The 26,428-nt window shown below is 65.9% G+C and carries 15 protein-coding genes; 3 read left to right on the forward strand and 12 right to left on the reverse strand.

Annotation, left to right across the window (positions count from 1 at the left end):
• Window positions 1-46 precede the first annotated feature (46 nt).
• Both ACVJ6E_RS20150 and ACVJ6E_RS20155 read left to right on the forward strand, forming a co-directional pair.
• On the forward strand, window positions 47-502 hold the full coding sequence (locus tag ACVJ6E_RS20150) for a hypothetical protein (protein ID WP_147421907.1): 456 nt from the start codon (window positions 47-49) through the stop codon (window positions 500-502).
• Window positions 499-822 carry a DUF6916 family protein gene (locus ACVJ6E_RS20155; RefSeq protein ID WP_120270366.1) on the forward strand — a complete coding sequence of 108 codons (324 nt, stop codon included), beginning with the start codon at window positions 499-501 and terminating at the stop codon, window positions 820-822. The genes ACVJ6E_RS20150 and ACVJ6E_RS20155 overlap by 4 nt, the downstream gene beginning before the upstream one ends.
• A gap of 77 nt (window positions 823-899) precedes the next feature.
• On the opposite strand, the gene ACVJ6E_RS20160 is transcribed toward ACVJ6E_RS20155, so the two are convergent.
• From ACVJ6E_RS20160 to ACVJ6E_RS20180, 5 genes are all read right to left on the reverse strand, one after another.
• A complete protein-coding gene (locus ACVJ6E_RS20160; protein ID WP_120270365.1) occupies window positions 900-1,475 on the reverse strand; it encodes a GNAT family N-acetyltransferase in 576 nt (191 codons plus the stop codon).
• A 34-nt stretch (window positions 1,476-1,509) separates the two neighbouring features.
• Window positions 1,510-2,040, reverse strand: a complete 531-nt coding sequence (locus ACVJ6E_RS20165; protein WP_120270363.1) for a tail fiber protein — start codon at window positions 2,038-2,040, stop codon at window positions 1,510-1,512.
• Window positions 2,041-2,050: 10 nt separating this feature from the next.
• The gene (locus ACVJ6E_RS20170; protein WP_120270361.1) at window positions 2,051-2,578 is read right to left on the reverse strand and encodes a phage tail protein; all 528 of its coding nucleotides are present in this window, start codon (window positions 2,576-2,578) and stop codon (window positions 2,051-2,053) included.
• Between the two features lie 34 nt (window positions 2,579-2,612).
• A complete protein-coding gene (locus ACVJ6E_RS20175; RefSeq protein ID WP_067223661.1) occupies window positions 2,613-3,113 on the reverse strand; it encodes a phage tail protein in 501 nt (166 codons plus the stop codon).
• Window positions 3,114-3,433: 320 nt separating this feature from the next.
• Window positions 3,434-16,807, reverse strand: coding sequence for a hypothetical protein (locus tag ACVJ6E_RS20180; RefSeq protein ID WP_120270359.1), 13,374 nt, complete (start codon window positions 16,805-16,807; stop codon window positions 3,434-3,436).
• A gap of 339 nt (window positions 16,808-17,146) precedes the next feature.
• Between ACVJ6E_RS20180 and ACVJ6E_RS20185 the strand changes: the two genes are divergently transcribed.
• On the forward strand, window positions 17,147-17,638 hold the full coding sequence (locus tag ACVJ6E_RS20185) for an ureidoglycolate lyase (RefSeq protein WP_120270357.1): 492 nt from the start codon (window positions 17,147-17,149) through the stop codon (window positions 17,636-17,638).
• A gap of 18 nt (window positions 17,639-17,656) precedes the next feature.
• Here the strand turns inward: ACVJ6E_RS20185 and ACVJ6E_RS20190 are convergent, their stop codons facing one another.
• The 7 genes from ACVJ6E_RS20190 to hutI form a co-directional block, all read right to left on the reverse strand.
• Window positions 17,657-19,207, reverse strand: coding sequence for a TRAP transporter large permease (locus ACVJ6E_RS20190; RefSeq protein ID WP_120270355.1), 1,551 nt, complete (start codon window positions 19,205-19,207; stop codon window positions 17,657-17,659).
• On the reverse strand, window positions 19,207-19,746 hold the full coding sequence (locus ACVJ6E_RS20195) for a TRAP transporter small permease subunit (RefSeq protein ID WP_491676517.1): 540 nt from the start codon (window positions 19,744-19,746) through the stop codon (window positions 19,207-19,209). The genes ACVJ6E_RS20190 and ACVJ6E_RS20195 overlap by 1 nt, the downstream gene beginning before the upstream one ends.
• A 130-nt stretch (window positions 19,747-19,876) precedes the next feature.
• Complete coding sequence (locus ACVJ6E_RS20200; RefSeq protein WP_120270353.1) at window positions 19,877-20,974, reverse strand: TRAP transporter substrate-binding protein; 1,098 nt, start codon at window positions 20,972-20,974, stop codon at window positions 19,877-19,879.
• 83 nt (window positions 20,975-21,057) lie between these two features.
• Window positions 21,058-22,731 (reverse strand): urocanate hydratase, encoded by a 1,674-nt coding sequence (hutU, locus tag ACVJ6E_RS20205; protein ID WP_097175863.1) that lies wholly within the window; start codon window positions 22,729-22,731, stop codon window positions 21,058-21,060.
• Complete coding sequence (gene hutG / locus ACVJ6E_RS20210) at window positions 22,728-23,546, reverse strand: N-formylglutamate deformylase (protein WP_120270352.1); 819 nt, start codon at window positions 23,544-23,546, stop codon at window positions 22,728-22,730. Before hutG ends, hutU begins: the two co-directional genes overlap by 4 nt.
• On the reverse strand, window positions 23,543-25,090 hold the full coding sequence (hutH, locus tag ACVJ6E_RS20215; RefSeq protein ID WP_120270350.1) for a histidine ammonia-lyase: 1,548 nt from the start codon (window positions 25,088-25,090) through the stop codon (window positions 23,543-23,545). The genes hutG and hutH overlap by 4 nt, the downstream gene beginning before the upstream one ends.
• Window positions 25,087-26,322 (reverse strand): imidazolonepropionase, encoded by a 1,236-nt coding sequence (gene hutI, locus ACVJ6E_RS20220; protein WP_120270348.1) that lies wholly within the window; start codon window positions 26,320-26,322, stop codon window positions 25,087-25,089. The genes hutH and hutI overlap by 4 nt, the downstream gene beginning before the upstream one ends.
• Window positions 26,323-26,428: the final 106 nt, after the last annotated feature.

Raw genomic sequence — 26,428 nt, forward strand, 5'->3', positions numbered from 1 at the left:
GGTTGCCTAGGCCATCCCGCCTTCAATAAGGTTGCAGGATGGCGGTTTGTCCATCGAGGACGCCAGACCGGAGCGGAACGGGGGGCGCATGGCGGGAGATGGCGAAAGCCATACGGGCATCAGCTTCAGCGGGGAGGACATTCGCCTCGACGGAGCGGTCTATCGGGCCTGCATCTTTCGTGAGTGCCGGATGCTCTATCAAGGCGGTCCGCTGCCGGTGCTCGAGGGCTGCCAGTTCATCGATTGCGGCTGGAATTTCGATGGCGCTGCAGCCAATACGCTGCTGATGCTCGGCGCGCTGAACCAAGGCGGGCTCGCTCCGCTGGTCGAGGCGACGCTGGCGGCGATCCGCGACGGCGGCGTGTTGGCACAGCCGTCCGACGGGCCGGCGCGCGCACCGGGGGCGCGGGTGATCGATCTCGGCTTCGGCCGCTTCCCGGTGCCCCGGCTGCGCCGTCAGCCGCGCGCCAGCATCACGGACAAACACGAGGGGGAAGCATGAGCGGCTTGGCAGACATTGCGGGGGTGACGCTGGCGGATTTCGAGGCGGTTCGCTCCGAGCCGGTGTTGCTGGTGGCCGCGAACGGGTCGCTGGAGCTGTCCATCGACGAGATCCAGAAGATGGGCAGCGGCGCCGGACTGCGGGATGGAGGTGCGTTCTCGATCATCTTTCGCGGCCCGCAGACCCCGTTCATCGAGCAGGGAACCTATCGGCTGGAGATCGGGACCGCTGATGCTGCGAACCGGGCCGAGCTGGAGCTGTTTCTGGTGCCGGTCGGCCACGATGCGAACGGGTGTCTCTACGAGGCCGTGTTCACCTGATCTGCCCCTGGCCGAGAAGCCGGCATTGCGAGCGGGTGCCGAGACCTTGAACGGCGCGCCCGTGCTGGCCGGCGTTTTCACTCCGGCGTCGGCGGGTCCCAGCGCATGAGGTGATAGACGCCCGTCTCGCCGCATTTGACGAAGCCAAGGCGCTGATAGAGGCGCATGGCCGGATTGAACTGCTCCACATGGATGCCGACGCCGCGCCCGCCCCGCTCGGCCAGTTCCAGAACATCCTCCAGGATTGCACGACCGAGCCCACGGCCGCGTTGCGCCGGCATGAGGGCGATATCGACGATGCGCAGCTCGGTCTCCCGCGTGTCGAGATAAAGCCGCCCGACAGGCTGGCCAGCCAGTTCGATGACCATCCAGTCCGCCTGCGGCATGTGCTGCATGTAGTGGCTGTGTTGCGCCTGGAATTGCTGCGCCAGGAAGGCGGCCTTCTGCTCTGCGCTCCAGGGCACCGGCGCGAGTTCGTCCTCGCGGGTCGAGGCATAGAGACGAAAGAGAAACGGCAGATCAGCTTCCGGCCTCATGCGGCGGAAGACCATTCCCAGCGCGGCGGCGCGTGGCAGCACAGGCAGCGGATCGCCTGCCGATATGACGGGATCCGGGCGGTCGAAACCGTCCGAATCCCGGGTTTGCTCGCTCATGGCCTGCGCTCCGGCATCGGCATGCTGCGCGTTGTCACGGGCGCGGCGGGAAGATGCCCTGCAGAGCGATGATGAACGTCAGAGCTAGATACGGCTGCATGTTGTTATGCGGCTGGCTGCCGCCGTTCACGCCGACCGACTGGGGCGCCATCATCTCGCCTGCCGGCCCGGCCGTGTACTGGTTGCCGGTACGCGGAGAGGCCAGCAAGTTGCCTTCGACGGCGTTGGTGTTGCCGACAGTGAACTGGCTACGCGCCACGGCCTGAACCCGGTGCGTATGCTGCGGCATTTCCGTCTGGAGCAGCGTCACGGTCTCGCTGCCGCTCGACTCGCCGAGATGTCGGAAGCTCAAGCCGGGCCCCTGGCCATGCTGCATGGGCGAGCGGCCCTGCAGGTCTGGCAGCGCGAAGGTCGACTTGCCGTCGCCGCCATAGGTAGTGCCCAGCAGCGAGAACAAGGCGGTATTCTGCGAGATCGGCATCAGCTGACCATCGCAATACGCCCATCCCTTGGGGGCGAAATTGCCAGCGAATATGCGGATTTCCGCAACGAAAGGATCGGACATTGTGAACCTCTCAGGTCGGCGAAGGATAGATGCCGTAAAGCGAGATGATGAAGCTGACGGCGAGATAGGGCGCCATGTTGTTGTGTGGTTGGCTGCCGCCGGTAACCTGGATCGCATTCGGGCCCAACTCGGTGGAGGGCGGCGGTGTCTGCGAGGCGAAGTAGGGATCTCCGGCAGCCGCCGAGGCCAGCACGTGGTTCTGCGGCGACGCTTCCGTGCCCGTCGCCTTGTTGGCGACCAGCATGTGCGAGTGGCTCGGGATCTGCTGCTGGGTCAATGTGACCTCTTCGGATCCTCCTGATTCCGACAACACATAGGCCGGCTGGCCGGGGCCTTGTCCGAAATGCAGCGGCAGACGGCCGCGCAGGTCGGGCAGTGCGAACGTGTTCTGCCCGTCGCCGCCATAGGTGGTGCCGATCAGATTGAAGAGCGTTTCGTTCTCGGCGATGGACAGCAACTGGCCATTGCAGAACTCCCAGCCGAGCGGCGCGAAATTGCCGCCGAACATGCGGATTTCGCCGATATAGGGCATGGACATGAGGGCCTCCCTCGCTTTTGGGAAAAGGTGAAGCTCAATTTGGCGACGGGAAGATTCCCTGCAGCGCAATGCAGAAATTCAGCGTCAGGAACGGCTGCATGTTCTGGTGCGGCTGGCTGCCTCCGACATTCGAGAGGCTGCTCGGCGACATCGTGACCGAGTTGGCAAGCGGCCCATAGAGCAGACCGAGATTGTTGCCGAGATAGTTGTTGGTCGGAGTGTTGGTGTCGACCGCCGTTGCCGAAGCCATCGGCAGGTGGTTGTGCTCGGGCATCTCGGGTGTCGTCAGCGTATGGCTTGTCTCGCCGGCGCGCTGGCCGAGGGTGAAACCGCTTCCCACATGCACCGGTACCCTGCTGCGAAGATCGGGTAGAGCAAAATTGGTCGTCCCGTTGCCGCCATAGGTCGTCCCGAGCAGGGCGAACAGAGCCTGGTTCTGGTTGATCGGCAGAAGCTGACCGTTGCAGAAGGCCCATCCCTTTGGCGGGAAGTTGAAACTCATGATCCTGATTTCCGCAAGAAACGGTTCTGACATTCCGCCCTCCCAGGCGCTTTCGTGTGTCGCGAGCCGTGACCGGGAAAACTAGTCTTGAAAAAGCCCGGCCAAAATGATTGCGCACGGATCCTGTGACAATTTCCAGTCGATATCAAGGGCAAAGAGCACCACTATATTGCGAAAAGTATTTACCTAATCGCGAATTATACAACCTTTAATTAATAAAATGTGCTTTGGGATTGCGCTTCCGGAAAGCGGGGCGGCAGGTGCCACAGTGGAAACCCGACGTTAGGCGGGGCGAGTGCTCCGGGAAAGGCAAACCGCCGCCCCTTTCGGAGCGGCGGTGATACGATCGATGCCTACGGAGCGGTCGGCGTGTTGCAGGTCCCGGTGCCGAAGGTCGTGGACGCCGAGAACGGGTTGATGAAGCTGCCTGTCGTCACCGAAGACTGCTGGCCGGTAAGGAAGATCTCCACCGTCTGCGTGTCCGGATTGAAGTCCGCCGCCTCGTTGAAGGTGCCGCCGAGACCCTGGATCAGGAACGTGCCGGAGGCAGAGTTCTCGATAACGATGTCGCCATTGCCGGCGGGGGCTGTCGAGATCGTGTTGTTCTGGACCTGGAAGCAGACCGTCTGGCCGACCGTGCCCTGGTTGCGCAGGTCGATACCGGTATTGGCGATGTCGGTGCCGTTCACGTTGATCGTGTTGTTCAGGACCTGGACATCGAGGCGGCCGGTGCCTGCATCGCGCCCGCTGGCGAAGATGCCGAAGCCGTCATTGATGGTGATGTTGTTGTTCTGGATGGTGACGGCATTGTTGCCGCTGCCCGAGTTGGTGACGACGATGCCGTCGATCGGCGTTCCTGCCGCTGTCGTCGTCGTCAGCGTGTTGCCGCTGATCGTGCCCTGCAGACGACCGGTGTCGTTGGCGTTGAGCGCGATGATCGCCGGACCCGTGCCGGCGGTGCCGGCCTGGGTGATGGTATTGCCGGTGATGTTGAAGAACAACTGGCCGTTGCCGGTGGCCGTGCCTGCCACGCCGACGAACTGCGTGCCGCCACCGCCCGGGACAAGCTGGTTGCCGCCGGTGAGGTTGAGCTGCAGGTTGCCGTTGCTGGCGTTTGCAGCGACGCCGCGCGAGGCGTTGTTGGTCAGCGTCGAGCCGGACATGTCGATGCGCAGGTTGCCCGCTGTGTCACTCGTTTGGGCGAGCAAGCCGAGGACGCCCGAGTTGGAGATCGTCGAATTGACGATGGTCAGAAGGTCCGGATTGGACGTGTCGCCCGAGGCCGTTGCCGTGCTGTTGGCGATATCGATACCTGCATCTGCGGCGCCGGTGATGGTGACGCTGTCGAAGCGGCTATCCAGGCCTTCTGCTGCTGTTCCGCGGAGGTTCTGCAGGAAGATGCCGTTCTCGTCTGCCGCGTTGCCGGCATCGGTGATACGGACGCGCGTCAGGTCGAGATTGGTGACGATGGACCCGAAGATGCCGTGGACCCCGGTCGTGGTGATGTCGAGGTTGGTCAGCGCCACGTTGTAGGTGTTGGTCAGCATGATGCCGCTGCCGGTGGAGTTCTGGATCGTGCCGCCGCTGCCCAGAGTCGAGCCCGATCCGGTGACCGCGAAGCCTCCGGTGTTCCCCGTGCTGTCCAGAACGATGCCGTTGACGGCGCCGTTGGTGTTGATCGACTGGAAGGTCACGCCGGCCGCGCCGAACTGGGTGTTCACGAACTGGACGGCGGTGCCCGTTCCGGTATCCACGGTGTTGCCGGTGCCCGTGACCGTCACGGTGCCGCCGCCGGTCGCCAGGAAGCCGGTTCCCGACGTCGTGTTGATGACGAGCCCGCCATTGCTGAAGTTGATCGTCGACCCCGCATTGTTGGCGAGCGACACGGCGGTGTTGGCGCCGCTGGTGACGGCAGCGCTGCCGCCGAACGTGACGGAGGTCCCCACGGCCAGATCCGAGATGAGGATCGTCGGACCCGTACCGGCCGCGTTGCTCAGGCTCAGGTTGCCGGTCGTCAGAGAACCCGATGTGCCGTCGCTGAGCCTGATCGGCGAGCCCGAGCTGCCGGGATTGTTGATGGTGCCGAGCGTTATGTTCATCGCGGTGTTGCGGATGTCGAGCGCGCGGCCGCCGCCGAAAGACGTGACGTTGAAGGCGGAGACGTTGCCGAGCGTTACGGTGCCGGCATTGTTGGCATAGAGACCGATCGAATTGCTCGTTGAGTAATTGGACGCCGCCTCGAGCGTGAAGCTGCCGGCGTTGTTTTCGAGATAAATGCCGCCGCCGCTCTCGCCCAAATCGTCATTGTCGATGGACACGGAGTTGAGCGTGACGTTTGTCGTGGTGTTGCGGATGTCGATCGAGGCGACACCGGCACCGAGCGCGTTGTTGGTGCTCACGCTGCCGCCGAGGATCGTGAGGATGCCGCCGCTATCGGCATTGATGCCCTGGCCGTTGGCGGTGGTGGTACCCCCTCCGATGTTCCGCTGGAAATCCGTATGGACGAACCTGGTGAATGTGGTTTGCGAGGCCGCATTGTTGTTCTGCAGGAGAAGGCCGTCGCCCCCTGCCGTATAAGCGGCGTCGTTGCGGTTGGAGACCTCCATCTGCGCCTGGAAATCGGCGACGAATGTCGACTGGGCGTTGGTGATCCGGATGCCGGCGTCCTGGGCGTAGTAGATGATGCTCGAAGCGGTCGTGGTGAACGAACCCGAGTTGCCGTCGAGATCGATGCCGTAGGTCATCGAACCCGGCGTGCCGGTGTTGCCGAGGACGAGGCCGTTGAAAATGAAGTCCGCCGAGGAATTGGCGATCCGCACGCCGGTCCCGTTGACATCGAACACACTCGTGTCCGCGACACGGAAAGTGCCGCCGGAGACATTCTGCAGGTCGACGAAGTTGCCGCTGGACAGGCCGGAGGCGGCCGCAGTGTCGAAGAAGACTCCGCCCGTGCCGACCGCGACCGTGTTCATGATGACGCCGCGGCCCGTCGCCGTGTTGACCGCCTGCGTTCCGCTGCTTGCGACATTCAGCGTCAGCAGCGTTCCGCCTGAGCCGTTTGCGTCGAAGCCGGTGCCGGCATCCGTGTCGATATCGAGCGCGCCGGTGAAGTTGACCGTGGTCGTGTTGCCCGCGCCGAGGTCGATGTCGACGCCCGCGCCGGCCGATCCGGCATTGTTGATGGTGGTCGCGCCAAGGTTGAACGTTCCGGTCGAACCGGTGATCCTGAGACCGGCTCCGGCCGAACCGGTGACATTCAGCGTGCCGATGGTCAGCGCGTTGTTGCCGGCCGCGGTCGCGTTGCCGCCCTCGACATAGACGCCCGAACCGGCGGCGTTGGTCGAGTTCACCGTGCCGAAGGTGAGGTTCATCGTAAGCGGATCGAGGAACAGCGCCGTGCCGCCCGTCGTGTCGACCGTGCCGGACCCGCCGCCGTTCAGCGTGAAGACGGTATTGAAGCCGTTCGTCTTGGTATCGACCTCAAGGCCGGTGCCGCCATTGTTGAAGATGTTCAGCGTGGTGAAGCCGAGTTCGCCGGTCGTGTCGATGAACGAAACACCGTCGCCAGCCACACGATTGCCGGTGCCCTGGCCGACATTGAGCGTGCCGCCGGCGACTGCACCGCCTGCGCCGTCGCTGTCGAAGTCGACCGCCTGGAACAGGATCCCGCCGCCGGTGCCGTTGCCGATTACGGTGTTGCCCGAGAAGGAGCGGATGCCGATCGAGCTTTCGGTGGCCGAGACGTTCTGGCCAACGATTTGAACGGTGGGTACGCCGGACGCCGCGCTCTCGAAGGTCGTGTTGTCGATCGAGAGCAGAAGGTTGTTGGCGGTTCCAGTTCCGAATTCTTCGACATCGAGCGCCTGGCCGGTCGAGCGGATGGTGTTGGTGCCGGTGAGGTTGAAGGTCAGGACGCCGGTGCCGACCGAGGCGATGCGGATGCCGGCGCCGGAGATATCTCCGGTGTCGCCGTTTCCGCCTGCACCCATCACGATGTCGGACAGCGTCACGGTGTTCGAGATTGCGCCGGTCTGATTGATGAGGATACCGGAGCCGCTGATGTCGTCCACCGCGCCGGTCGCGGACGCGCCGAGCGTCAGGCCGGAGATCGAGGCGTTCGCGTTCTGGATCAAGACGCCGTTGCCGCCGGTCGCATCGATCGTGTTGGTGCCGGCCAGCGTGAACGAGCCGACCGCATCATTGTCGACGAGTTGGATGCCGTTGGAGAGCGTGTCCGTGCCGGTGCCGTTGATGTCGATGTTCGTGACTGTGACCGTGGCATCGGAGGTCTGGTAACCGATGCCGTAGGCCTGCGAACTGCCTGCATTGACGGCAATCGTGGATGTCGCCCCCGCATGGCCGACCTGGAACGTGCCGGTGCTGTTGTTGTTGAACGAGATCGCCGAGCCGCGGCTGGAGATCTGTACGCCCGCTCCCGCCGTACCGATGTTCACCGTGCCGTGCGAGCCGTTGAACAGAAAACCGAACTGCGTGTCGTCGATGGTCACGCCGTTCGCACCGGTGCCGATATTGATCGTCGAGGTGCTGGCGCCCGTCGTCTGCACGCCGGCAAAGCTCTGCGTGTTGCTGGAATCGATGTCCAGATTTGCGATCGTCAGCGCGCCGGTCATGGTGAGGTTATTCAGGCTGACGACGTCGTAGGTCGTGGTGCCCGACCGGTTGAAGCTCGCGTTCTGGATGGTGATGCCGCCGGCACCCGACACCGTGTCGAGTTCGATGCCCGCCAGATTGCCGGTCGAGGTGATCTGGTCGAACGTGAAATTTCCGGCACCGATGGCGACCGAGGTGAGATCCAGCGCCCTGGCACCCGAAGTGGTGATCGTGTTGGTGCCGGTAGCCGTCGCCGTCAGCGAGCCTCCGCCCGAGCCGTCCAGGAGCAGGCCGCCCGTCAGCGTCACATCCGACAGGTTTAGCTCCGATGCTCCGGCGGAAGTGGACGCGTGGATGGCGCGGGAGAAGAAGCTGGCTGTCGAGATCGCGCTGGAACGGATGTTGACGTTCGATGCCGCGTTCAAGCCCACTCCAATGCCATGGCCGCTGATGCTGGTATTGGCGATGGAGACATTCTGGACTGTTACCGATCCCGAAATCAGCACCGTGGCGCCGGTTGCCGCCGACGTCAGGATCGGAACCACCGTGTCGAAGCTGCCCGGGGCGGTGATCGTCGAATTGGACGCGATACCGGTAAGTAGGACGCTCGCCGGTGCGCCACCGGCGGCAATGCCCAGCGTCGTGAGGTCGACGCTGTCGCCGCCAGCCATGCCGAGCAGTGCCCGGCCGTCCGAAAGAGTAAGGGATGCAGTGCTGAGATCGATGGTCTGTTGCACGCCGCCGGTCGTCGCATCGACCAGCACGATCACATCGGCGCCGGAGGACATCGCCTGGAATATCGTACCGGGATCGGAGAATGTACCGGTGCCGGACGTGCCGTTCGTGTCGACGACGAAGTAGTTGGCGCCCTGGAGGTTCGTGACGTTGCTCGTGGCAAAGCCGACGTCCTCGAAATCGTACTCGCCGGTCGCGGTGACGCCGGTGGTGACGATGGCGATGTTGCCGGCGACCGCCGAGGTGTCGATGGTGCTGGCCACCGGCGCCGAGCCGTCGCCGTACTGGAACCGCACGCCGTCGGCAATATTGGCATTGGTCAGGTCGACGCCGAACTGCACGCCCTGGATCGTGCCGGATCCCGTGGTCACCACGTCCTGGCTGTTGTCGTAATCGGTGAGATCGATGCCCCGCGACCCGACCTGACCGGTGCCGGTGATATCGAGCGTTGCGAAGGTGATCTCGCCGTCGAACGTGCCGCCCGACAGGTTGAGGCCTGTCGCGGAGGCGCCAACACCGGTGATGTCGACATTGCCGAAGGTCATGGCACCGTTGGTACCGGTGGCGCGGATGCCGTTGCCGCCGGTGCCCATGGCGATGGTCATGTCACCGGTGGTCAGCGTGCCGGAATTGCCGTTGAGCAGCAGCCCGTCGCCACCGGTGACGGAGATGTCGACCGTGCCCAGGTTGACGTTCGCCGCGACATTGGCGAGCGACACGGCCGAACCGGTGGTGCCTGAAACCGTGGTCGTGCCGGAGACGGTAAAGGCGCCGCCGGTGAGGTTGTTCAGCCCGATGCCAGCCGCGCCCGCGACATTGGTATTGGACAGCGATGTCAGGTTGATGCCGCCGGCGGCGATCGCCGTGTTGGAAAGGTTGATGCCCCGGCCGGCATTGGCGGCGACCGTGCCGGCGGCGATGCCGAGCGCGCCGCCCTGCTGGAAGACCACGCCGAAGGCGCTTTCGACGTTGATGTTGAGATTGGTGAAGCTGTACGTGCCCGTCTGGCCGTTGTTGTCGATGAACAGGCCGTCGCCGCCCATCGCCGTGGTTGAGCCGAAATCCACCGTGCCGGTGAAGGACACGGAATGGGCGCCCGTCGCATTGAAGGACGAGATGCCGGCGCTGCTCGCGCCATTGGCAACCACGGTGCCGGCATGGGTGAGGCTTCCGCCGCCCATCTGGAGCATGAAGAGCACATTGCCCTGCGTGACGTCGATCGAACTGGTGGCATCGAAGTTGAAGTCGGCGGTGCTGCCGGTGATGGCGATCGCGTTGAGGGTTGTCCCGGCGACATCGACATTGGTGGCGTTGATGGTGCCGCCGGCAGTGTTGAAGGTCAGTCCATGTGCGCCCGACGTGATGGAGATGTTCTCCAGCGTGGTGGTGCCGGTGGTGTTGTCGAGGGTGATCGAACCGTTTGCGCCCGAGCCGGTGGACGTGATGTTGCGCAGGGTCGAATTGGCGGCATTGAGCAAGACGTCGCCGGTATTGCCGGAGAAGGTGACGCCGTCGATCGTGGTGTTGGTCGAGGGCGTGATCTCGATGCCGTAGGTCGAGAAGTTGCTGATCAGCGAGCGCTCGATCACGGTATTGCTGGCACCGGCGACGTCGTGGACACCGCGCGAGGCGGTGCCGTTGCCTTCAAGATGCACGCCGGAAATGCGGTTGCCGGTGGAGCCGAGCGTGACGACGTCGTTGCCGGCCGAAGTGGTCAGCGTCGCCGCGCCGTTGCCCGTCGGGTCGGCGATGACGATGCTCGTCGCAGACAGCAGGATGGTCGGCGGCGCCGTGATGTTGACTGCGACGGACTGGCTGCCGCCGGCGCCGTCGCCGAAGCTCAGCAGCTGCACGTTGTCGAGCAGGTTCAGCGTATCATTGGCATTGCTGCCCAGGGCGGTAATGACGTCGCCATTGTCGATCAGGACGATGATGTCGCCCGCGGCAATGGCCGCCTCGGCAGCCGCCAGCGTCATCGGGTTGGAGGCGTCGGAGCCGGAGCCGTCGCCGCCGCCGACCGCGCCGTCAGCATCAACGAAGTAGATCCGGCCGAGGCTGAAGCCGTTGCCCGGGCTGGTCGAGAAGGCGACGTCGCGGAAATTGTAGGTGCCGGCAACCGGGGCGCTGCCGGCATCGATGGCGACCGTCGCCGAGATCGTCGAGCCGGTGTCGACCGCATCCTCGCCATCGCCATAGGTGAAGTCGAGATTGGTCGCGCTGTTGAGGAACACGCCGGTGTGGACGCCGGAAATCGAGCTCGAGCTGCCGCCGGCCGCAGTGTCGCCGAGACGGACGGTGCCGCCTCCGAGCGCCCCGCGCAGATCGACCGCTACGGTCCCGGTAGACGCATTGCCGGCAACTGTGAACGTGTCGGCGCTCACGGTGGCGTTGATCGTCGCGCCGGTCAGCTCGACACCGGTGGAATCCGGTGAATTCAGCGTGATGTCGAGTTCGTCGAACGAGATGTCGCCGGTGATCGTGCCGGAAATGTCGATGGCGGCGCTGCGCGCCTCGATTGACGGGACGGGGGTGCCTGTCGGCAGCGGGGTGGCGTGCGGGTTGTTGATCACCGTCCGCCCGAAGGAGATCGCTCCGCTGGTATTGGTGATGCGGATCGCATCTTCCACCGTGTCGGAGATGGTTGTCGTGCCCGTGACGGTGAACGTGCCGCTGTTGCCGGACAGATCGATGCCGACAGTGGAGCCGCCGGTTGTCAGGTTGGCTCCCGGTGTCGATGCCACCGTCAGCGTGTTGAAGTTGAAGGCACCCGAGGACGCGGTTACTTGGATGCCGGTGGCAGGGGTGCGGGAATAGGCTGGACCGGTGAAGTTGACTCGATCCGGAGCGTTGATGGTTGTGGTACCGGTGACAGTGAACGAGCCGGCGAACTGGTCCGCGTAAAGCCGGCCGGTCGTCGTCCCGCCCAGCGTCAGGCTCGACAGGGTGATGTCGCCATTCGCCAGGCCGAAACCGGTTCCCAGGAACATCTGGCCGCCCGTGACCTCGCCATCGGCAATCCCGACCGTCAGGCCGGGGTTGCCCGACCCCAGCGTGAGCGCCTGGTTCACCGCGTTCACGTTGTAGTTGGTGAAGTCGATCCGGCCGATATTTGGGTTTGCCGTGCTCTCGAAGAAAACGGCGCTTCTGACGGCGAGACCCGGAGTGCCGGCGGTAAAGGTCCCGCCGTTGACGGCCTGCAGGCCTGCGGTGGACAGGTCGGAATCGAACGTGACGCCCTGGAAGTTCACTCCATTGCCGAAGAGGCTCGGATCGAAGGCCGTCGCGGAACCCAGCAGCGTGTTGTTGGCGAAGTCGGTGACGGTGATCAGCCCGTTGTTGCCGATGATGCGGACGCCGGTGTCCTCGACCTGGAACGTCGAATTGGAAATCGCGACGACAGCGCTGTCATCACCGCTGGTGGTGACGACGACGCCGTGCTCGCTGGGAGTGGCTGTCGCACCGGACGCTTCGTGGACAATGGTCAGGTTGTCGACGGCAAGCGACAGTGCGCGGGTTGCGCCGGCATCGTTCTGGATGACGTTGAAGCTGTTGAACGAGCTGCCGCTGGCAATCGTGTTGATCGTGCCGCCGTTGACGGCGAACGACCCGTCGAGGTTCTGCAGCAGAACCGAGGTCATGTTCGCGTTGGTCGCATTCACCTCGTCCAACGTGATGTCCACGGCCATGTTGGAGATGTTGATCGCCATCGCGTCCGTCGTGGACAGCGTTTCCGTGCCCGCATCGGAAATCCGCAAGGTGCCGCCACCCGAGCCGACAAGCGCGGCAGTCGCAGATGTGACGACCTGGAGACCGCCGTCGAATGCGACAGTGGACGCAGTCCCGCCGTTGTTGACACTCACGCCGACGCTGGTGAGCGCGGTCGTCGTGCCGAGCGAGACCTGGCCGCCGAAGTTGACGCTGTTGGCGCCCGTCGCGCCGGCAATGAGGATGCCGGATGCGGTTGTGCCGTTCGACGAGATCGATCCGAAATGGCTGAAACTGCCGCCGACACGTCCCGTGATGGCGACCGCGGCACCCGAACTGTTGAGGACCGAACTGTCGGCGTCGAAGCTGATCGTGCCGTTGCCGCCGGAAACGGCGAGCGAGTTCACACCCGTGATGTCGACATTTGTGCCGGTGACGTTGCCGGCAACGCCGGCCAGCGACAGCGCCGTGCCGGTGGTGTTGGAGATCGCAAGGTTGGTGAGCGTGACCGCACCGGTGGTGTTGGTCAGGCCGATGCCCGCGGTCGAGGTGACGCCGCTGATGGTGACGCCGGCGATGCCGGAGCCCGAAACCGCATTGCCGGCCGAGCTGCCGATGATGATGTTGCGGATCGCGTTGCCGTTGGCGAGTGCCAGCGTGGCGCCGCCGCCACCGGAATTGGTCAGCGTTGCCGCGCCCAGGCCCGTCGGATCGGAGACGGCGATGCCGGTGGCCGGCAGGTTGGTGCCGGTAATGTTCAGCGGGATGACGAAGCCGGATTCGGTGAAGGTCCGACCGCCGCCGAATGTGTCGACGGTCTGGCCGTCGTCCAGCGTGAAGGTCAAGCCCGAGGTGTCGATGGCCGAGCCGTCGTTGATCAGCACGAAATTGACCGTGCCAAGCGTCGAGGCCATCGCTATGGCGGTGGCGATGGAGGCGCGGTTGTCGGTGGAGGAGCCATCGCCGGTGCCGGTCGCCGTCGCGGCGACATAGTAGTTGTTCGAGAGGTTGACGGCGAAGTTGAACCCGCCGGTGAAGGCGGTCGAGCCGAAGGCATAGGTGCCGTCGCCCGCATTCACCCCGATGCCGTCGAGGGCATAGTTGCTGCCCGAGATGCTGCCGCCGCCGAACGTGAAGTTGGCGCTGGGGGCCGCACCTGCCGCACCATTGGTGCCGAGCACGACGCCGGTCGCGACAGCGGAGATGTTACCGCCATTGGTGATGGTGACCGTACGGCCGTTCTGCGTGCCGGAAATGTCGATGCCGCGCGAACCGGCGGTGCCGGTGCCGGTGACGTCGAGGCTCAACATGGTGAGCGTCGCATCGCCGCCGGCAAGGTTGAGGCCGGCGCCTGCGTCGAGGCCGGTGATGTCGACGTCGCCGAAACTGAAGCTGCCGCCGGTCGATCCGGACAGGTCGATACCGTCGTCGCCCATTCCGGACAGAGTTGTGGCGCCGGTGACGGTGAAGCTGCTGCCGGTGCCGAGCGCCAGCGACAGTGCATCGCCAGCAGCACCGCTGCTGGTGACGCTGGAGAGCGTGATGTTGGTGGCGATGCCGCCGCCGATGGAGGCCGCGCTGCCGCCGGTTGCGGAGATGGAGCCGCCGGAGATGTTGAGCGAGCCGCCGCCGGTCGCCGAAAGTGCGTCGAAGCCGGCCGTGGCGATGTCGAGCCCGCCGGTGAAGGCGATGGTCGAAGACTGGCCGTTGTTGTCGAGGCTGAGGCCGCTGCCGCCGCCGAGCGCGGTGGTGGTGCCGAGCGAGACCAGACCGCCGAAGGTGACGTTGCTGGCCGCCGTCGCGCCGGCGATGGTGATGCCGGATGCGGTTCCGCCGTTCGACGAGATCGAGCCGAAATGGCTGAAGCTGCCGCCGATGCGGCCGGTGATCTCGACGGCGGCCCCGCCGGTATTGGTGATCGAGCTGTCGGCGTCGAAGGTGATGGCGGCATTGCCGCCGGAGACGGCGAGAGAGTTCACGCCGGCAATGTCGACATTGCTGCCGGTGACGGTGCCGGTGTTGCCCGACAGCGACAGGCCGGTGCCGCTGCCGTTGTTCACCGAGACATCGGTCAGGATGACCGAGCCGGATGTATTGGCGAGCGAGATGCCGGCGGTGGAGGTGACGCCGGCGATGGTGACGCCGGCGATGCCGGAGCCGGAAATGGCGTTGCCGGCAGCGTTGCCGACCGTGATGTTGCGGACCGCGTTGCCATTGGCGAGCGACAGGGTCGCGACGCCGCCACCGGAATTGGTCAGCGTTGCCGCGCCCAGGCCCGTCGGATCGGTGATGGTGACACCGCCGGTCGGCAGGTTGTCGCCGGTGATGTTCAGCGGAATGAGGTAGCCGGCCTCGGTGAAGGTGCGCCCGCCGCCGAACGTGTCGATGCTCTGGCCGTTGGCGAGCGTGAAGGTCAGGCCCGACGTGTCGATGGCCGAGCCGTCGTTGATCAGGATGAAGTTGACGGCGCCGAGGCTGCCGGCCTGCGCGATGGCGGTGGCGATCGAGGCGGCATTGTTCGTCGAGGAACCGTCGCCGGTGCCGCTCGCGGAGACGTAGAAATTCTGCGTGCTGCTGATGTCGAAATTGAAGGCGCCGGTAAAGGCGGTGGTGCCGAAACCGTAGCTGCCGGTGCCGGACAGGATGCCGATGCCGTCCAGCGCGAACACGTTGCCGGCAACCATGCCGCCGCCGAAGGTGAAGATGGCGTCGGCCGCAGTGCCTGCCGCGCCGTTGGTGCCGAGCACGATGCCGGTGCCGACATTGGAGATGTTGCCGCCGTTGGTGATGGTCACCGTCCGGCCGTTCTGGGTGCCGGAGATGTCGATGCCGCGTGAGCCGGCAACACCGGTGCCGGTGACGTCGAGGCTGGCCATCGTGACCGAGGCGTCGCCGCCGGCCAGGTTGAGGCCCGTACCGCCGCCCAGGCCGGTGATGTCGACATGGCCGGCGACGATGGTCGCGTTCGTCGTGCCCGAGAGATCGAAGCCGTCGCTGGATGCGCCCGCGCCGAGGCCGTCGACCGTCGTCGTGCCGGTGAAGTTGAACGTGCCGCCGCCGGTGATGACCACCGCGTCGTCGCCGGTGTTCGTCGCCGTCAGGTTGGCAACGTTGATGATGCCGCCGTTGTTGTCGAAGGACAGCGCATCTCCGGTCACGTTGGAGATGTTGATCGTCGACAGCCGGGTCGTGCCGGTGTTGTTGGCGATCGAGATGCCGTTGGTGCCGCCGTCGATGGTGATGTTCGACAGGGTCGCGGCTTCGTTGTTCAGGAAGATCGACGTGCCGGTGATGCCGCTGAAGGTGAGGCTGTTCAGCGTGGCATTGGTCGCACCGGTGATGCTGACGCCGTCGGTGGCGTTCTGGATCGACAGGTTCGACAGGGTGACGTTGGAGACGTTGTTGCCGCCGATCACCGTGCTGCCGCCCTGCAGGGTCAGCCCGCGAATGAGAACGTCGTCGGCCAGCGTGACGGTGGTGATGCCCGGATCGCCGTCGATGGTGCCGGCGGTGCCCGAAGTCAGGAACGAGGTGGTCAGACCGCTGGACAGGCGTACGGCGATGCTCTCGCCGCCGCCGACCAGCACCTGGCCGGACTGCATGGTGACGCCGGTCGTGGTGACCGTGCCGTCATCGCCCAGCACCACGACGATACCGTCGGTGCCGGCGCTGGTGATGGCCGCCGAAAGGCTCGTCGGGTCGATGAAGCTGCCCGAGCCGCCGCCGGACCGGTTGGCATAGTAGATGCCGCCGTAGACCCGGCCGGTGGTCGGGTTGACGACCGGAATATTGGCAAGAGCGGAGGAGCGCGCGCGGGTGGCGGAGCGAATGCCCTTGTCGCGGCGGATGCCTTCGGCCATGCGCTCGCGGATCGGCGACAGGCGCGAGCGGGTCTCGCTGCCGTCGTCCGTCTGGCCGGCAAAGAGCGGCATGCGGAAGCGCGCGGAGGCGATCGCGTCGAACTCGTCGTCCTTGTCGTAGACGAGCTCGGCACCCAGCGTCAGGCGCGAGCCGGAAATGCCGAGGGCATCGTTGACCTGATATTCGAGGCCGACGCGCGCGCCGGTCTCCATCTTGAAGCCGCTGCGGTCGTAGACATAGCCGCCAACATAGGTGCGCAGCTTCTGGTTCTCGGAAAACGGAGAATCGAAGAGGGCACCGAGCTCGCCGGTCAGGCCGTACAGCAGGCCTTCGGTGCGCTCGATCTGGGCACGCTGCTCGACCAGCTGGTTGCCGACAACGTTGACGCCGGTGGTCACGGTCCGGCTGCCCAGCACCTTCTTGGCGCCCAGCGGGACATGGGCGTTCAGGCGCAGGTCGAAGATGGACGTGAAGGCCTCGAGGCCGAAGGTGGCGCCGAGGTGGTATTCGCTGTTTTCCGTGCGGACGACGTCGACGAAGGCATTGGCGCCGATCACCAGGTCGTCGGCGACCAGCTCGCGCGCGCCGAAGCCGACCGACATGGAGCCGCGCGCGTTCTCGCCGTAGTCGAGACGCAGGTCGAGGAAGACGACGCTGTCCCCGTCCTGGCCGATGGGCATGAACCCTTCGAGGAAGGAGGCGGCTTCCGTTCCGGCCTGGGCGCCGATTTCGCCCCATGCGCCCCAGTAGCGTTCGACCTGGGAGGTTGCATCCTGTGCAGCGGCGGAGCCGGTACCTGCAATGAGCGCTGCCACGCAAGAGGTGGACAGCAACTCGCGACCGGAGACCGCGCGAAAGCGGCTATGGGGGAAACGATAAGAAATGACACCCTCCCAAGGTGTGCATGAACGCTTTCAAAAAAAATCGCACGCGCAAAAGTGGTATCGTGCTGGCAAGTACTTTCCCCAAGATGGCGCCACTTGCAATCGCTGCGCGCGCGAAACAGCCCTTCCCGTAAGGAATCATTAAGGCCTGTTGCCCCGATGTGACACTCGCAACGACTGCCGCCTCGGGCGCGCTATGACCCTGTGTTTCTTGGCAATTATTGAATATTAGAAGGTTGTCCCAGGTCACCTGTCTGCCAGGAGAAAAGCATGACCCACGTGCTGACGCCCGAACCCTTGACCCGCGAGGCCTTTTCCTCGTTCGGAGATGTCATCGAAGCCCGCCACGAGGCGAGCCACCTCATCAACGAGGGGCGCACCCGTAGGTTTCATGCTCTCGCCGAGGCCGAACCCGGCCCGGACGGCAAGCCGATACTCTCGATTTTCCGGGGAACGCCCTGGCCGAGCCCGCCGACCGTGCGGATGCTCGAGCGTCATCCGCTCGGCAGTCAGGCTTTCGTGCCGATGCAGGATCATGCATGGCTGGTGGTCGTCGCCAGCGATGCGCGCCCGGCCGATTGCCGATGCTTCTTTGCGCGCGGGGACCAGGGCGTCCAGATCGCCCGCGGCGTCTGGCATCACCCGCTGCTGGTGCTCCAGCCCCTGCAGGATTTCCTGGTCGTCGACCGGAGCGGGCCGGGCGTCAACCTGGAGGAAGTGTTCTTCCCCGAGGGCGAGAGCGTGGTCATCGCGCCGATCTGAGCCTCCAGGAGGCTTTGGTCAGAAGATCAGGCGGGGCAGGGTGGTCGCGATCTGCGGCAACAGCCAGATCAGGCCGACTCCGGCGATCTGCAGGGCGATGAAGGGAATGACGCCCTGATAGATCTGCCCGGTGGTGACCTCGGGTGGTGCTGCACCGCGCAGGTAGAACAGCGAGAAGCCGAAGGGCGGGGTCAGGAACGAGGTCTGCAGGTTGATCGCGATGAGGATCGACAGCCAGACCGGGTCGTGACCCATCAGGATCAGCACCGGCGCCACCAGAGGTAGCAGGATCACCGAGATCTCGACGAAATCCAGGAAGAAGCCGAGCAGGAAGACCATTGCCATGACGAAGAGCAGGGCAGCGTCCGGGCCGCCCGGCATGTTGGTCAGGAATTCCTCGATCCGGTGATCGCCGCCGAGCCCGCGAAACACCAGCGAGAAGATGCTGGCGGTGAGGATGGTGGCGAAGATCATTGCTGTCACCGACAGGGTCGAGTTCATCACCGGCTTGAGGACATCGGCGCGGAAGGTGCGGGCCAGCGCCTGCAGGATCGCGGCGGCTGCCACGAGGACGAAAACCGTTGCCAGGGCGCCGGCCGCCCAGTCGAGCGGGCCGACGTCGCTGCGCTGCAGGCGAACGGGATGGACCGAGATCAGCACGGCGAGCAGGGCAAGGCTTGCCGCACCGGCGATCACCAGCTTGCGCTGGCCGTTGCCGAAGCGGGCGGAGGCCATCAGCAGCGCGCCGATGGCGCCGACGGCCGCGGCCTCGCCCGGCGTCGCGATGCCGCCGAGGATCGAGCCGAGCACGGCGATGATCAGCAGGACCGGCGGCACGATGGCCCCGGAGATCTCCCGAGCGGAAGGGCGCGCGCCCTCGTGCTGCATGGCCGGGGCGGAGGCCGGCGACAGCCAGGCCTTGACGAGCAGGTAGCCGATATAGATCGCGACCAGCATCAGGCCCGGCAGCAGGGCTGCTGCGAAGATCTGGCCGACCGAGATCGTCTCGATGGTGAACTTGCCCTGGCGGAACTGCGCCTGCTGGTAGGCGTTCGACATCACGTCGGACAGGATGATCAGCAAGGTCGAGGGCGGAATGATCTGGCCGAGCGTGCCGGAGGTGCACACGATGCCGGAGGCGAGCCGGGCGTCGTAGCCGTTGCGCAGCATGGTCGGCAGGGCGATCAGGCCCATCGCCACGACAGTGGCGCCGACGATCCCGGTGGAGGCGGCCAGCAGCGCGCCGACCAGCACGACTGAGATGCCGAGACCGCCGCGCAGCGTGCCGAACAGACGACCTGCGGTCTCCAGCAGGTCTTCGGCGATGCGGCTCTTTTCCAGCACCACGCCCATGAAGACGAAGAGCGGAATGGCAATCAGCACGTCGTTGGTCATCACGCCGAAGACGCGCTGCCCGAGCGCGCCCAGCAGGCTCATGTCGAACTGGCCGGTGAAATGGCCGAGAATGGCGAACAGCGTCGCGATGCCCGCGAGAATGAACGAGACCGGATAGCCGATCAGGATCGCGACGATCAGCGCGGCGAACATCAGGAGGTCGAGCGGCAGCATCAGGCGCGGGTCCCGTTTTCGGAGGCGGCGTTGGCGTCCTGCGGCGCCGCGATGCGGGAGAGATCGCGCAGCAGGCAGGCGAGGCCCTGAATGGCCAGCAGCACGCAGAAGGCGGGCACCAGCGACTTGAGCAGGAAGGAGGCCGGGATGCCGCCGACGGAGATGGCGCCCTCCATCACGGCCCACGAATTGCGCACGGAGGGCCAGGACCACCAGGCAAGGATGGCAAGCGAGGGCAGCAGGAAGACCAGAGCCCCCAGCGCGTCGATCACCGCGCGGCCGCGGGTGCCGAACTTCGCGTAGAAGATGTCGACGCGCACATGACCGTCGACCAGCAGCGTGTAGCCGGCGCCCAGCATGAACAGGGCGGCATGCATGTAGAGCACGCCCTCGTTCAGGAAGATGAAGCTGATGCCATAGACGTAGCGCAGCACCACCACGCCGAACTGCAGCAGCACCATGAAGAGCGCCAGCCAGCGCACCAGGGCGCCGACGGAGCGGTTGACCAGGTCGAGCCTGTCTGCAAGGCGGGCGAGCACGGGCCTTGTCCTCTCGTGCGGGCGATCAGGGGGATGATCGCGAGCCGGAGACCGGCCCGCGACCTGTAAGACGAGCGGTGCCAGGGTCCGAAACCGCGCCCGAACCCTAGCAGGTTTTACCGAGGCTTGCTCAGTACTTGTAGTCCATCGCGCGGGCGTTCATCTGCCCGTTGTCGGCATAGACCATGTAGTCGGCGACCGACGAGCGATAGGCGAGGAAGCTCTCGACGATCCGGCGCACCAGCTCGTCGTCGTTCTCGCGCAGCTCGCCGATGACCTCGCCGGCGGCATTGCCCATGGCGACGATGACGTCGTCCGGCAGCTTCTTGACCTGCACGCCCTGCTCGGCGACGAGCTGCTGCAGCGCCATCGCATGCTTGGTCGTGTACTCGGTCCAGACCGGGTTGTAGAGCGACTCGCAAGCCAGCGCGACGGCCTGCTGCAGGTCGGCCGGCAGCGCGTCATAGGCAGCCTTGTTGACCGCGCATTCCTCGGCCGAGGACGGCTCGCCGACGCCCGGCCAGTAGTAGTTCTTGGCGACCTGCTGGAAGCCGAGGGCGGAGTCCGACCACGGGCCGATGAACTCGCCCGCGTCGAGCGCGCCCGACTGCAGCGCCTGGAACATGTCGCGCCCGCCCATCGCCTGCACGGCCATGCCGAGCTTGGCGCACATTTCCGAAGCAAGACCGGTGGTGCGGAAGCGCAGACCCTTCAGGTCGTCGACAGAGTTGATCTCGTTGCGGAACCAGCCGGCCCACTGCGGACCGGAATTGCCGCACAGGAACGGCTTCAGGCCGAAGCGGCCGTAGATCTCGTCATAGAGCTCCTGGCCGCCGCCATGGGCGAGCCAGCCGAACTGCTCGTCCGCGCGCAGGCCGAAGGGCTGCGAGCCGAACAGCAGGATGCCCTTGGACTTGGAACCCCAGTAGGAGGGGACCGCATGGTAGAGCTCGGCGGTGCCTTCCGACACGGCGTCGAACACGCCGTTGCCCGGCACCAGTTCGCCGGCGGCGTAAAGCTGCACCTCGATGCGGCCGCCCGACAGGGCGGTGATGCGGTCAGCCAGCATCTGCGCGGCGACGCCCGGGCCCGGCAGGTTCTTCGGCCAGGCGGTGACCATCTTCCAGCGCCGCACGTCCTGGGCGATGGCGGGAGCGGCAAGACCGCCTGCAGCGGCGGTGGCGAGGCCGCCGACAGCGGCGGTCTTCAGAAAATCACGTCTCTTCATGGCAGCACAGTCCTCTGGTTGGTTTTCCTTCACAGCATCGTCGGGCCTTTCCGGCCCTTTGAACGTCCCGCGGACCCGTCCCCTCAGTTGCCGAGGATGGCGGGCAGGCGCAGGCCGTGTTCCCTGGCGCAGTCGAGCGCGATGTCATAGCCGGCATCGGCATGGCGCATCACGCCGGTCGCCGGATCGTTCCACAGCACCCGCTCGATGCGGCGGTCGGCATCTTCGCTGCCGTCGCAGCAGATCACCATGCCCGAATGCTGCGAGAAACCCATGCCGACGCCGCCGCCATGGTGCAGGCTGACCCAGGTCGCCCCGCTCGCGCAATTGAGAAGCGCGTTGAGCAGCGGCCAGTCGGACACGGCGTCCGAGCCGTCCTGCATGGCCTCCGTCTCGCGGTTGGGCGAGGCGACGGAGCCGGAATCGAGATGGTCGCGGCCGATGACGATCGGCGCCTTGAGCTCGCCGTTGCGCACCATCTCGTTGAAGGCAAGACCCAGCCGGTGGCGGTCGCCCAGGCCCACCCAGCAGATGCGCGCCGGCAGGCCCTGGAACGAGATGCGCTCGCGCGCCATGTCGAGCCAGCGATGCAGATGGGTGTTGTCGGGCAGCAGCTCGCGCACCTTGGCATCGGTCTTGTAGATGTCTTCCGGATCGCCGGACAGCGCCGCCCAGCGGAACGGACCGACGCCGCGGCAGAACAGCGGGCGGATATAGGCGGGCACGAAGCCGGGGAAGGCGAAGGCGTTTTCCAGCCCTTCCTCCAGCGCGACCTGGCGGATGTTGTTGCCGTAATCGAGTGTCGGAACGCCCATGTTCCAGAAGTCGACCATGGCGGCGACGTGCTCGCGCATGGAGGCGCGTGCGGCCTTCTCGACGGCCTTCGGGTCGCTCTCGCGTTTGGCCGCCCATTCGGCCATGGTCCAGCCCTTCGGCAGGTAGCCGTTGATCGGGTCGTGGGCCGAGGTCTGGTCGGTGACGATGTCCGGCTTCACCCCGCGGCGCACCAGCTCGGGGAAGATCTCCGCCGCATTGCCCAGAAGGCCGACGGACTTGGCCTCGCCCGCCTTGGTCCAGCGCTCGATCATCTCCAGCGCCTCGTCCAGCGTTTCCGCCTTTTCGTCGACATAGCGGGTGCGCAGGCGGAAATCGATGGATTCGGGATTGCACTCGACCGCAAGGCAGCAGGCGCCGGCCATCACCGCGGCGAGCGGCTGGGCACCGCCCATGCCGCCGAGGCCGCCGGTGAGGATCCACTTGCCCTTGAGCGAGCCGCCATAGTGCTGGCGGCCGGCTTCGACGAAGGTCTCGTAGGTGCCCTGCACGATGCCCTGGCTGCCGATATAGATCCACGAGCCGGCGGTCATCTGGCCGTACATCATCAGCCCGGCCTTATCGAGCTTGTTGAAGTGGTCCCAGTTGGCCCAGTGCGGGACGAGGTTTGAATTGGCGATCAGCACCCGCGGGGCGTCCTTGTGGGTGCGGAACACGCCGACCGGCTTGCCCGACTGGACGACCAGCGTCTCGTTTTCCTCAAGGTCGCGCAGGGTCGCAACGATGCGGTCGAAATCGTCCCAGGTGCGTGCCGCCCGGCCGATACCGCCATAGACGACGAGCTCGTTCGGCTTCTCCGCCACGTCGGGATCGAGGTTGTTCATCAGCATCCGCAAGGGAGCTTCGGTCAGCCAGGACTTCGCGGTGATCTCGGTGCCGGTGGCCGCCCGCACGGTGCGGGTGTTGTGGCGCGGGTTGGTCATGTGTTTCCTCCGGAGACAAGCGACCCGTCGAGCGCGAGGCGTTCCAGACGGGTGAGAAGGGTCTTGAGATGGACGCGAAGGGCGCCCGCCTTCGCCTCGTCATAGGCGAAGGGCGCGCTCTCGCTCGCCAGATGGGTCGACTGGGCGAGCTCCATCTGGATGGCGTGGATATTGTCGGCCGGCCGGCCGTAGTGGCGTGTGGTCCAGCCGCCCTTGAAGCGGCCGTTGAGGATGCTGGTGTAGCCGTCCGCCCCGCCGCAGACCTCCGCAGTGGCCTGCTCGATCAGGGGATGGCAGGTCGCCCCGCCATTCGTGCCGATGTTGAAGTCCGGCAGCTTGCCCTCGAACAGGAAGGGGATGTGCGAGCGGATCGAGTGGCAGTCGTAGAGGATGGCGACACCGTGGATGGCCTTCACCCGCTCGATCTCGGCGGCAAGCGCGGCATGATAGGGCGCATGGAACGCCTCGCGCCGGGCAGCGACGTCGGCTTCGGTCGGAGCCTCGCCGTCCTTCCAGATCGGCACGCCGTCGAAATCCGTCTCCGGCACGAGGCCGGTGGTGTTCTGGCCCGGATAAAGGCTCGCGCCTGCCGGGTCGCGGTTGGCGTCGACGACATAGCGATGGAAGGTCGCGCGCACCGTGGTGGCATCGTCCAGCAGCCCGTCATAGAGCAGGTGGATGTGCCAGTCCGTATCGGCCAGCTCCAGGCCGCGCGCGTTGAGCCGGTCGGCGATCTCTTGCGGCACGTGGGTGCCAGTGTGCGGCAGGCCGAGGACGATCGGGCTCGTGCCCTTGCGGATTTCGACGGGGGTCATGCGGCCTCTCCCAGCGACAGCAGGGCGGCTTCGCTCGCGGCCGTCACGACTTCGCGGCTGGTGACGAGGCGAGCTGCGACCTGCAGGTCGGGCGCCATGTAGCGGTCGGCCTCCAGCGGGGCCACATGCTGGCGCAGCCGGGCGACGGCGGCGGCCAGCGGCGCGCTGGTGGCGAGCGGGGCGCGATGCTCGATGCCTTCGGCCGCGCACAGCATCTCGACACCGAGAATGACCGCGAGATTGGCGTTCATCCGCTCCAGCCGCCGCGCCCCGTGAGCGGCCATGGAGACATGGTCTTCCTGGTTGGCGCTGGTCGGGGTGGAATCGATGGAGCAGGGATGGGCGAGGTGCTTGTTCTCGCTCATCAAGGCTGCCGTCGTCACCTCGGCGATCATCATGCCGGAGTTGAGGCCGGGATCGCGGGCAAGGAAGGGCGGCAGGTCGAAGGACAGGGTCGGGTCGACCATCAGCGCCACCCGGCGCTGGGCGATGGCGCCAAGCTCGGCAATCGCCAGCGCGATCTGGTCGGCGGCGAAGGCGACCGGCTCGGCGTGGAAATTGCCGCCCGAAACGATGCGTCCCTCGTCGATCAGCACAAGCGGGTTGTCGGTCGCCGCGTTTGCCTCGATCTCCAGCGTGCGGCCGGCCATGCGCAGCAGGTCGACGCAGGCGCCGGCCACCTGCGGCTGGCAGCGGATACAATAGGGGTCCTGCACGCGGCTGTCGCCGGTGCGGTGGCTTTCGCGGATCTGCGATCCTTCCATCAGGGCACGCATGGCGGCCGCGACCTCGATCTGGCCGCGATGGCCGCGAAGCGCGTGGATCTCCGGCAGCAGCGGGGCGGTCGAGCCCATGATCGCATCGGTGGACAGGCTCGCGGTGAGCACGGTGGCTTCCGCCAGCCGCCATGCGGTGAACAGTCCGGCAAGTGCGCAGGCGGTCGAGAACTGGGTCCCGTTGATCAGCCCGAGACCCTCCTTCGGGCCGAGCACGACCGGCGTGAGCCCCGCCTTTTCCAGCGCGGCGCGGCCGGGCATGCGTGTGCCCTCGTAGTCCGCCTCGCCTTCGCCGATCAGTACGGCGGTCATGTGGGCGAGCGGGGCAAGGTCGCCCGAGGCGCCGACTGACCCCTGCGAGGGAACGCAAGGGGTGATGCCGGCGGCAAGGCAGTCCTCGATCAGCTTCAATACCTCGAAGCGTACGCCCGAGGCGCCGCGCCCGAGCGACAGCAGTTTCAGCACCATCATCAGCCGCGTCGTCGCGCCGTCGAGCAACTCGCCGACGCCGCAGCAATGGGACAGGATCAGGTTGCGCTGGAGCGTCGCCGTGTCGGCGCCTGCGATCTTGACGCTGGCAAGCTTGCCGAAGCCGGTGTTGACGCCGTAGACGGCCTCCTCGCCCATGGCAGCCGCGGCGACCCGCTCGGCCGCGCGTTCGATGTCGGCTTGTGCGCTGCGGTCGATGCGCGCGGGCAGGCTCTCGCGGTGGATGCGTTCGAGCTGGGCCAGGGTGACGCTGCCCGGCGTAAGGGTCATGACGCTCATTGTGCGCCTCCGAAGATGCGTTCGTGCAGCGGGTTGAAGCCGATGCGATAGGTCAGCTCGGCCGGCTCCGCGACGTTCCAGACGGCGAGGTCGGCGCGCTTGCCGGCCTCGATGGTGCCGATCTCGCCGGCAAGGCCGAGCGCCCGTGCCGCCTCGCGGGTCGCACCGGCAAGGCACTCTTCCGGCGTAAGGCGGAACAGGGTGGCGCCCATGTTCATCGCGAGCAGCAGCGAGGTCAGCGGCGAGGAGCCGGGATTGCAGTCGGTGGCAAGGGCGATCGGCACGCGGGCTGCGCGCAGCGCTGCAACGGGAGGCGCCTGCGGTTCGCGCAAGGTGTAGAAGGCGCCGGGCAGAAGCACGGCGACCGTGCCGGAGGCCGCCATCGTATCCACACCGTCCTGGCCGAGATGTTCCAGGTGATCGGCGGACAGCGCTCCGTATTGCGCGGCAAGCTTCGCCCCGCCGAGATCCGACAGCTGTTCGGCATGCAGCTTGATCGGCAGGCCGAGAGCCTTTGCCCGCTCGAAGACCTGCGCCATCTCGGCCGGGGAAAAGGCGATGCCCTCGCAGAAGCCGTCGACGGCGTCGACCAGGCCGGCCGCATGCGCCGCATCGAGGCCCGGCAGCGCCACCTCGTCGAGATAGGCCTGCGAACGGCCCTTGTATTCGACCGGCACCGCATGCGCGGCCAGCCAGGACGTGACGACGCGCACGCCGCGTTCCCGACCGAGACGGCGTGCGGCCGTAAGCATGCGGATTTCGTCGGCGATGGTCAGGCCGTAGCCCGACTTGATCTCGATGGTGGTGACGCCTTCGCCGATCAGCGTGTCGAGCCGGGGCAGGGCGGAGGCGACGAGGTCGTCCTCGCTTGCAGCCCGCGTCGCCGCGACGGTGGAGACGATGCCGCCGCCGGCGCGGGCGATCTCCTCATAGCTCGCCCCTTCGAGGCGCAGCTCGAACTCGCGGGCCCGGTTGCCGCCATGGACGATATGGGTGTGACAGTCGACGAGGCCGGGAGTGACGAGGCGCCCGCCCAGGGACCGGGATGGCCAGGATGCGTAGTCCGCCGGCAGGTCGGCGGCATGGCCGCACCAGGCGATGCGGCCATCGGGGCCGATTGCGAGCGCGCCGTTTTCGACGAGACCATAGGGGGCGGTGCCCGCGACCATGGTCGCAAGACGCAATGCGGTCAGGACCTCGCCGACGGCGGATCCGGTCGCAGTTTCTGGCATGACCCCTCCCAGGGTTTCCGGTCGGCAGGCCCTTCCGGAGTGCTGCAATATGTATTTGTTTAATTACGATATGTATGTACATAATTGTCAATCGCAAAAATGAGGC

Source organism: Stappia sp. G46H5W, from assembly GCF_058448995.1.

Bases quoted from the DNA above. Each gene is read 5' to 3' on its own strand.
- ACVJ6E_RS20170 (WP_120270361.1), bottom strand. From the start codon at position 2,578: ATGTCCATGCCCTATATCGGCGAAATCCGCATGTTCGGCGGCAATTTC.
- ACVJ6E_RS20175 (WP_067223661.1), bottom strand. From the start codon at position 3,113: ATGTCAGAACCGTTTCTTGCGGAAATCAGGATCATGAGTTTCAACTTC.
- ACVJ6E_RS20200 (WP_120270353.1), bottom strand. From the start codon at position 20,974: ATGAAGAGACGTGATTTTCTGAAGACCGCCGCTGTCGGCGGCCTCGCC.
- ACVJ6E_RS20185 (WP_120270357.1), top strand. From the start codon at position 17,147: ATGACCCACGTGCTGACGCCCGAACCCTTGACCCGCGAGGCCTTTTCC.
- hutI (WP_120270348.1), bottom strand. From the start codon at position 26,322: ATGCCAGAAACTGCGACCGGATCCGCCGTCGGCGAGGTCCTGACCGCA.
- ACVJ6E_RS20155 (WP_120270366.1), top strand. From the start codon at position 499: ATGAGCGGCTTGGCAGACATTGCGGGGGTGACGCTGGCGGATTTCGAG.
- ACVJ6E_RS20165 (WP_120270363.1), bottom strand. From the start codon at position 2,040: ATGTCCGATCCTTTCGTTGCGGAAATCCGCATATTCGCTGGCAATTTC.
- hutH (WP_120270350.1), bottom strand. From the start codon at position 25,090: ATGAGCGTCATGACCCTTACGCCGGGCAGCGTCACCCTGGCCCAGCTC.
- ACVJ6E_RS20160 (WP_120270365.1), bottom strand. From the start codon at position 1,475: ATGAGCGAGCAAACCCGGGATTCGGACGGTTTCGACCGCCCGGATCCC.
- hutU (WP_097175863.1), bottom strand. From the start codon at position 22,731: ATGACCAACCCGCGCCACAACACCCGCACCGTGCGGGCGGCCACCGGC.
- hutG (WP_120270352.1), bottom strand. From the start codon at position 23,546: ATGACCCCCGTCGAAATCCGCAAGGGCACGAGCCCGATCGTCCTCGGC.
- ACVJ6E_RS20190 (WP_120270355.1), bottom strand. From the start codon at position 19,207: ATGCTGCCGCTCGACCTCCTGATGTTCGCCGCGCTGATCGTCGCGATC.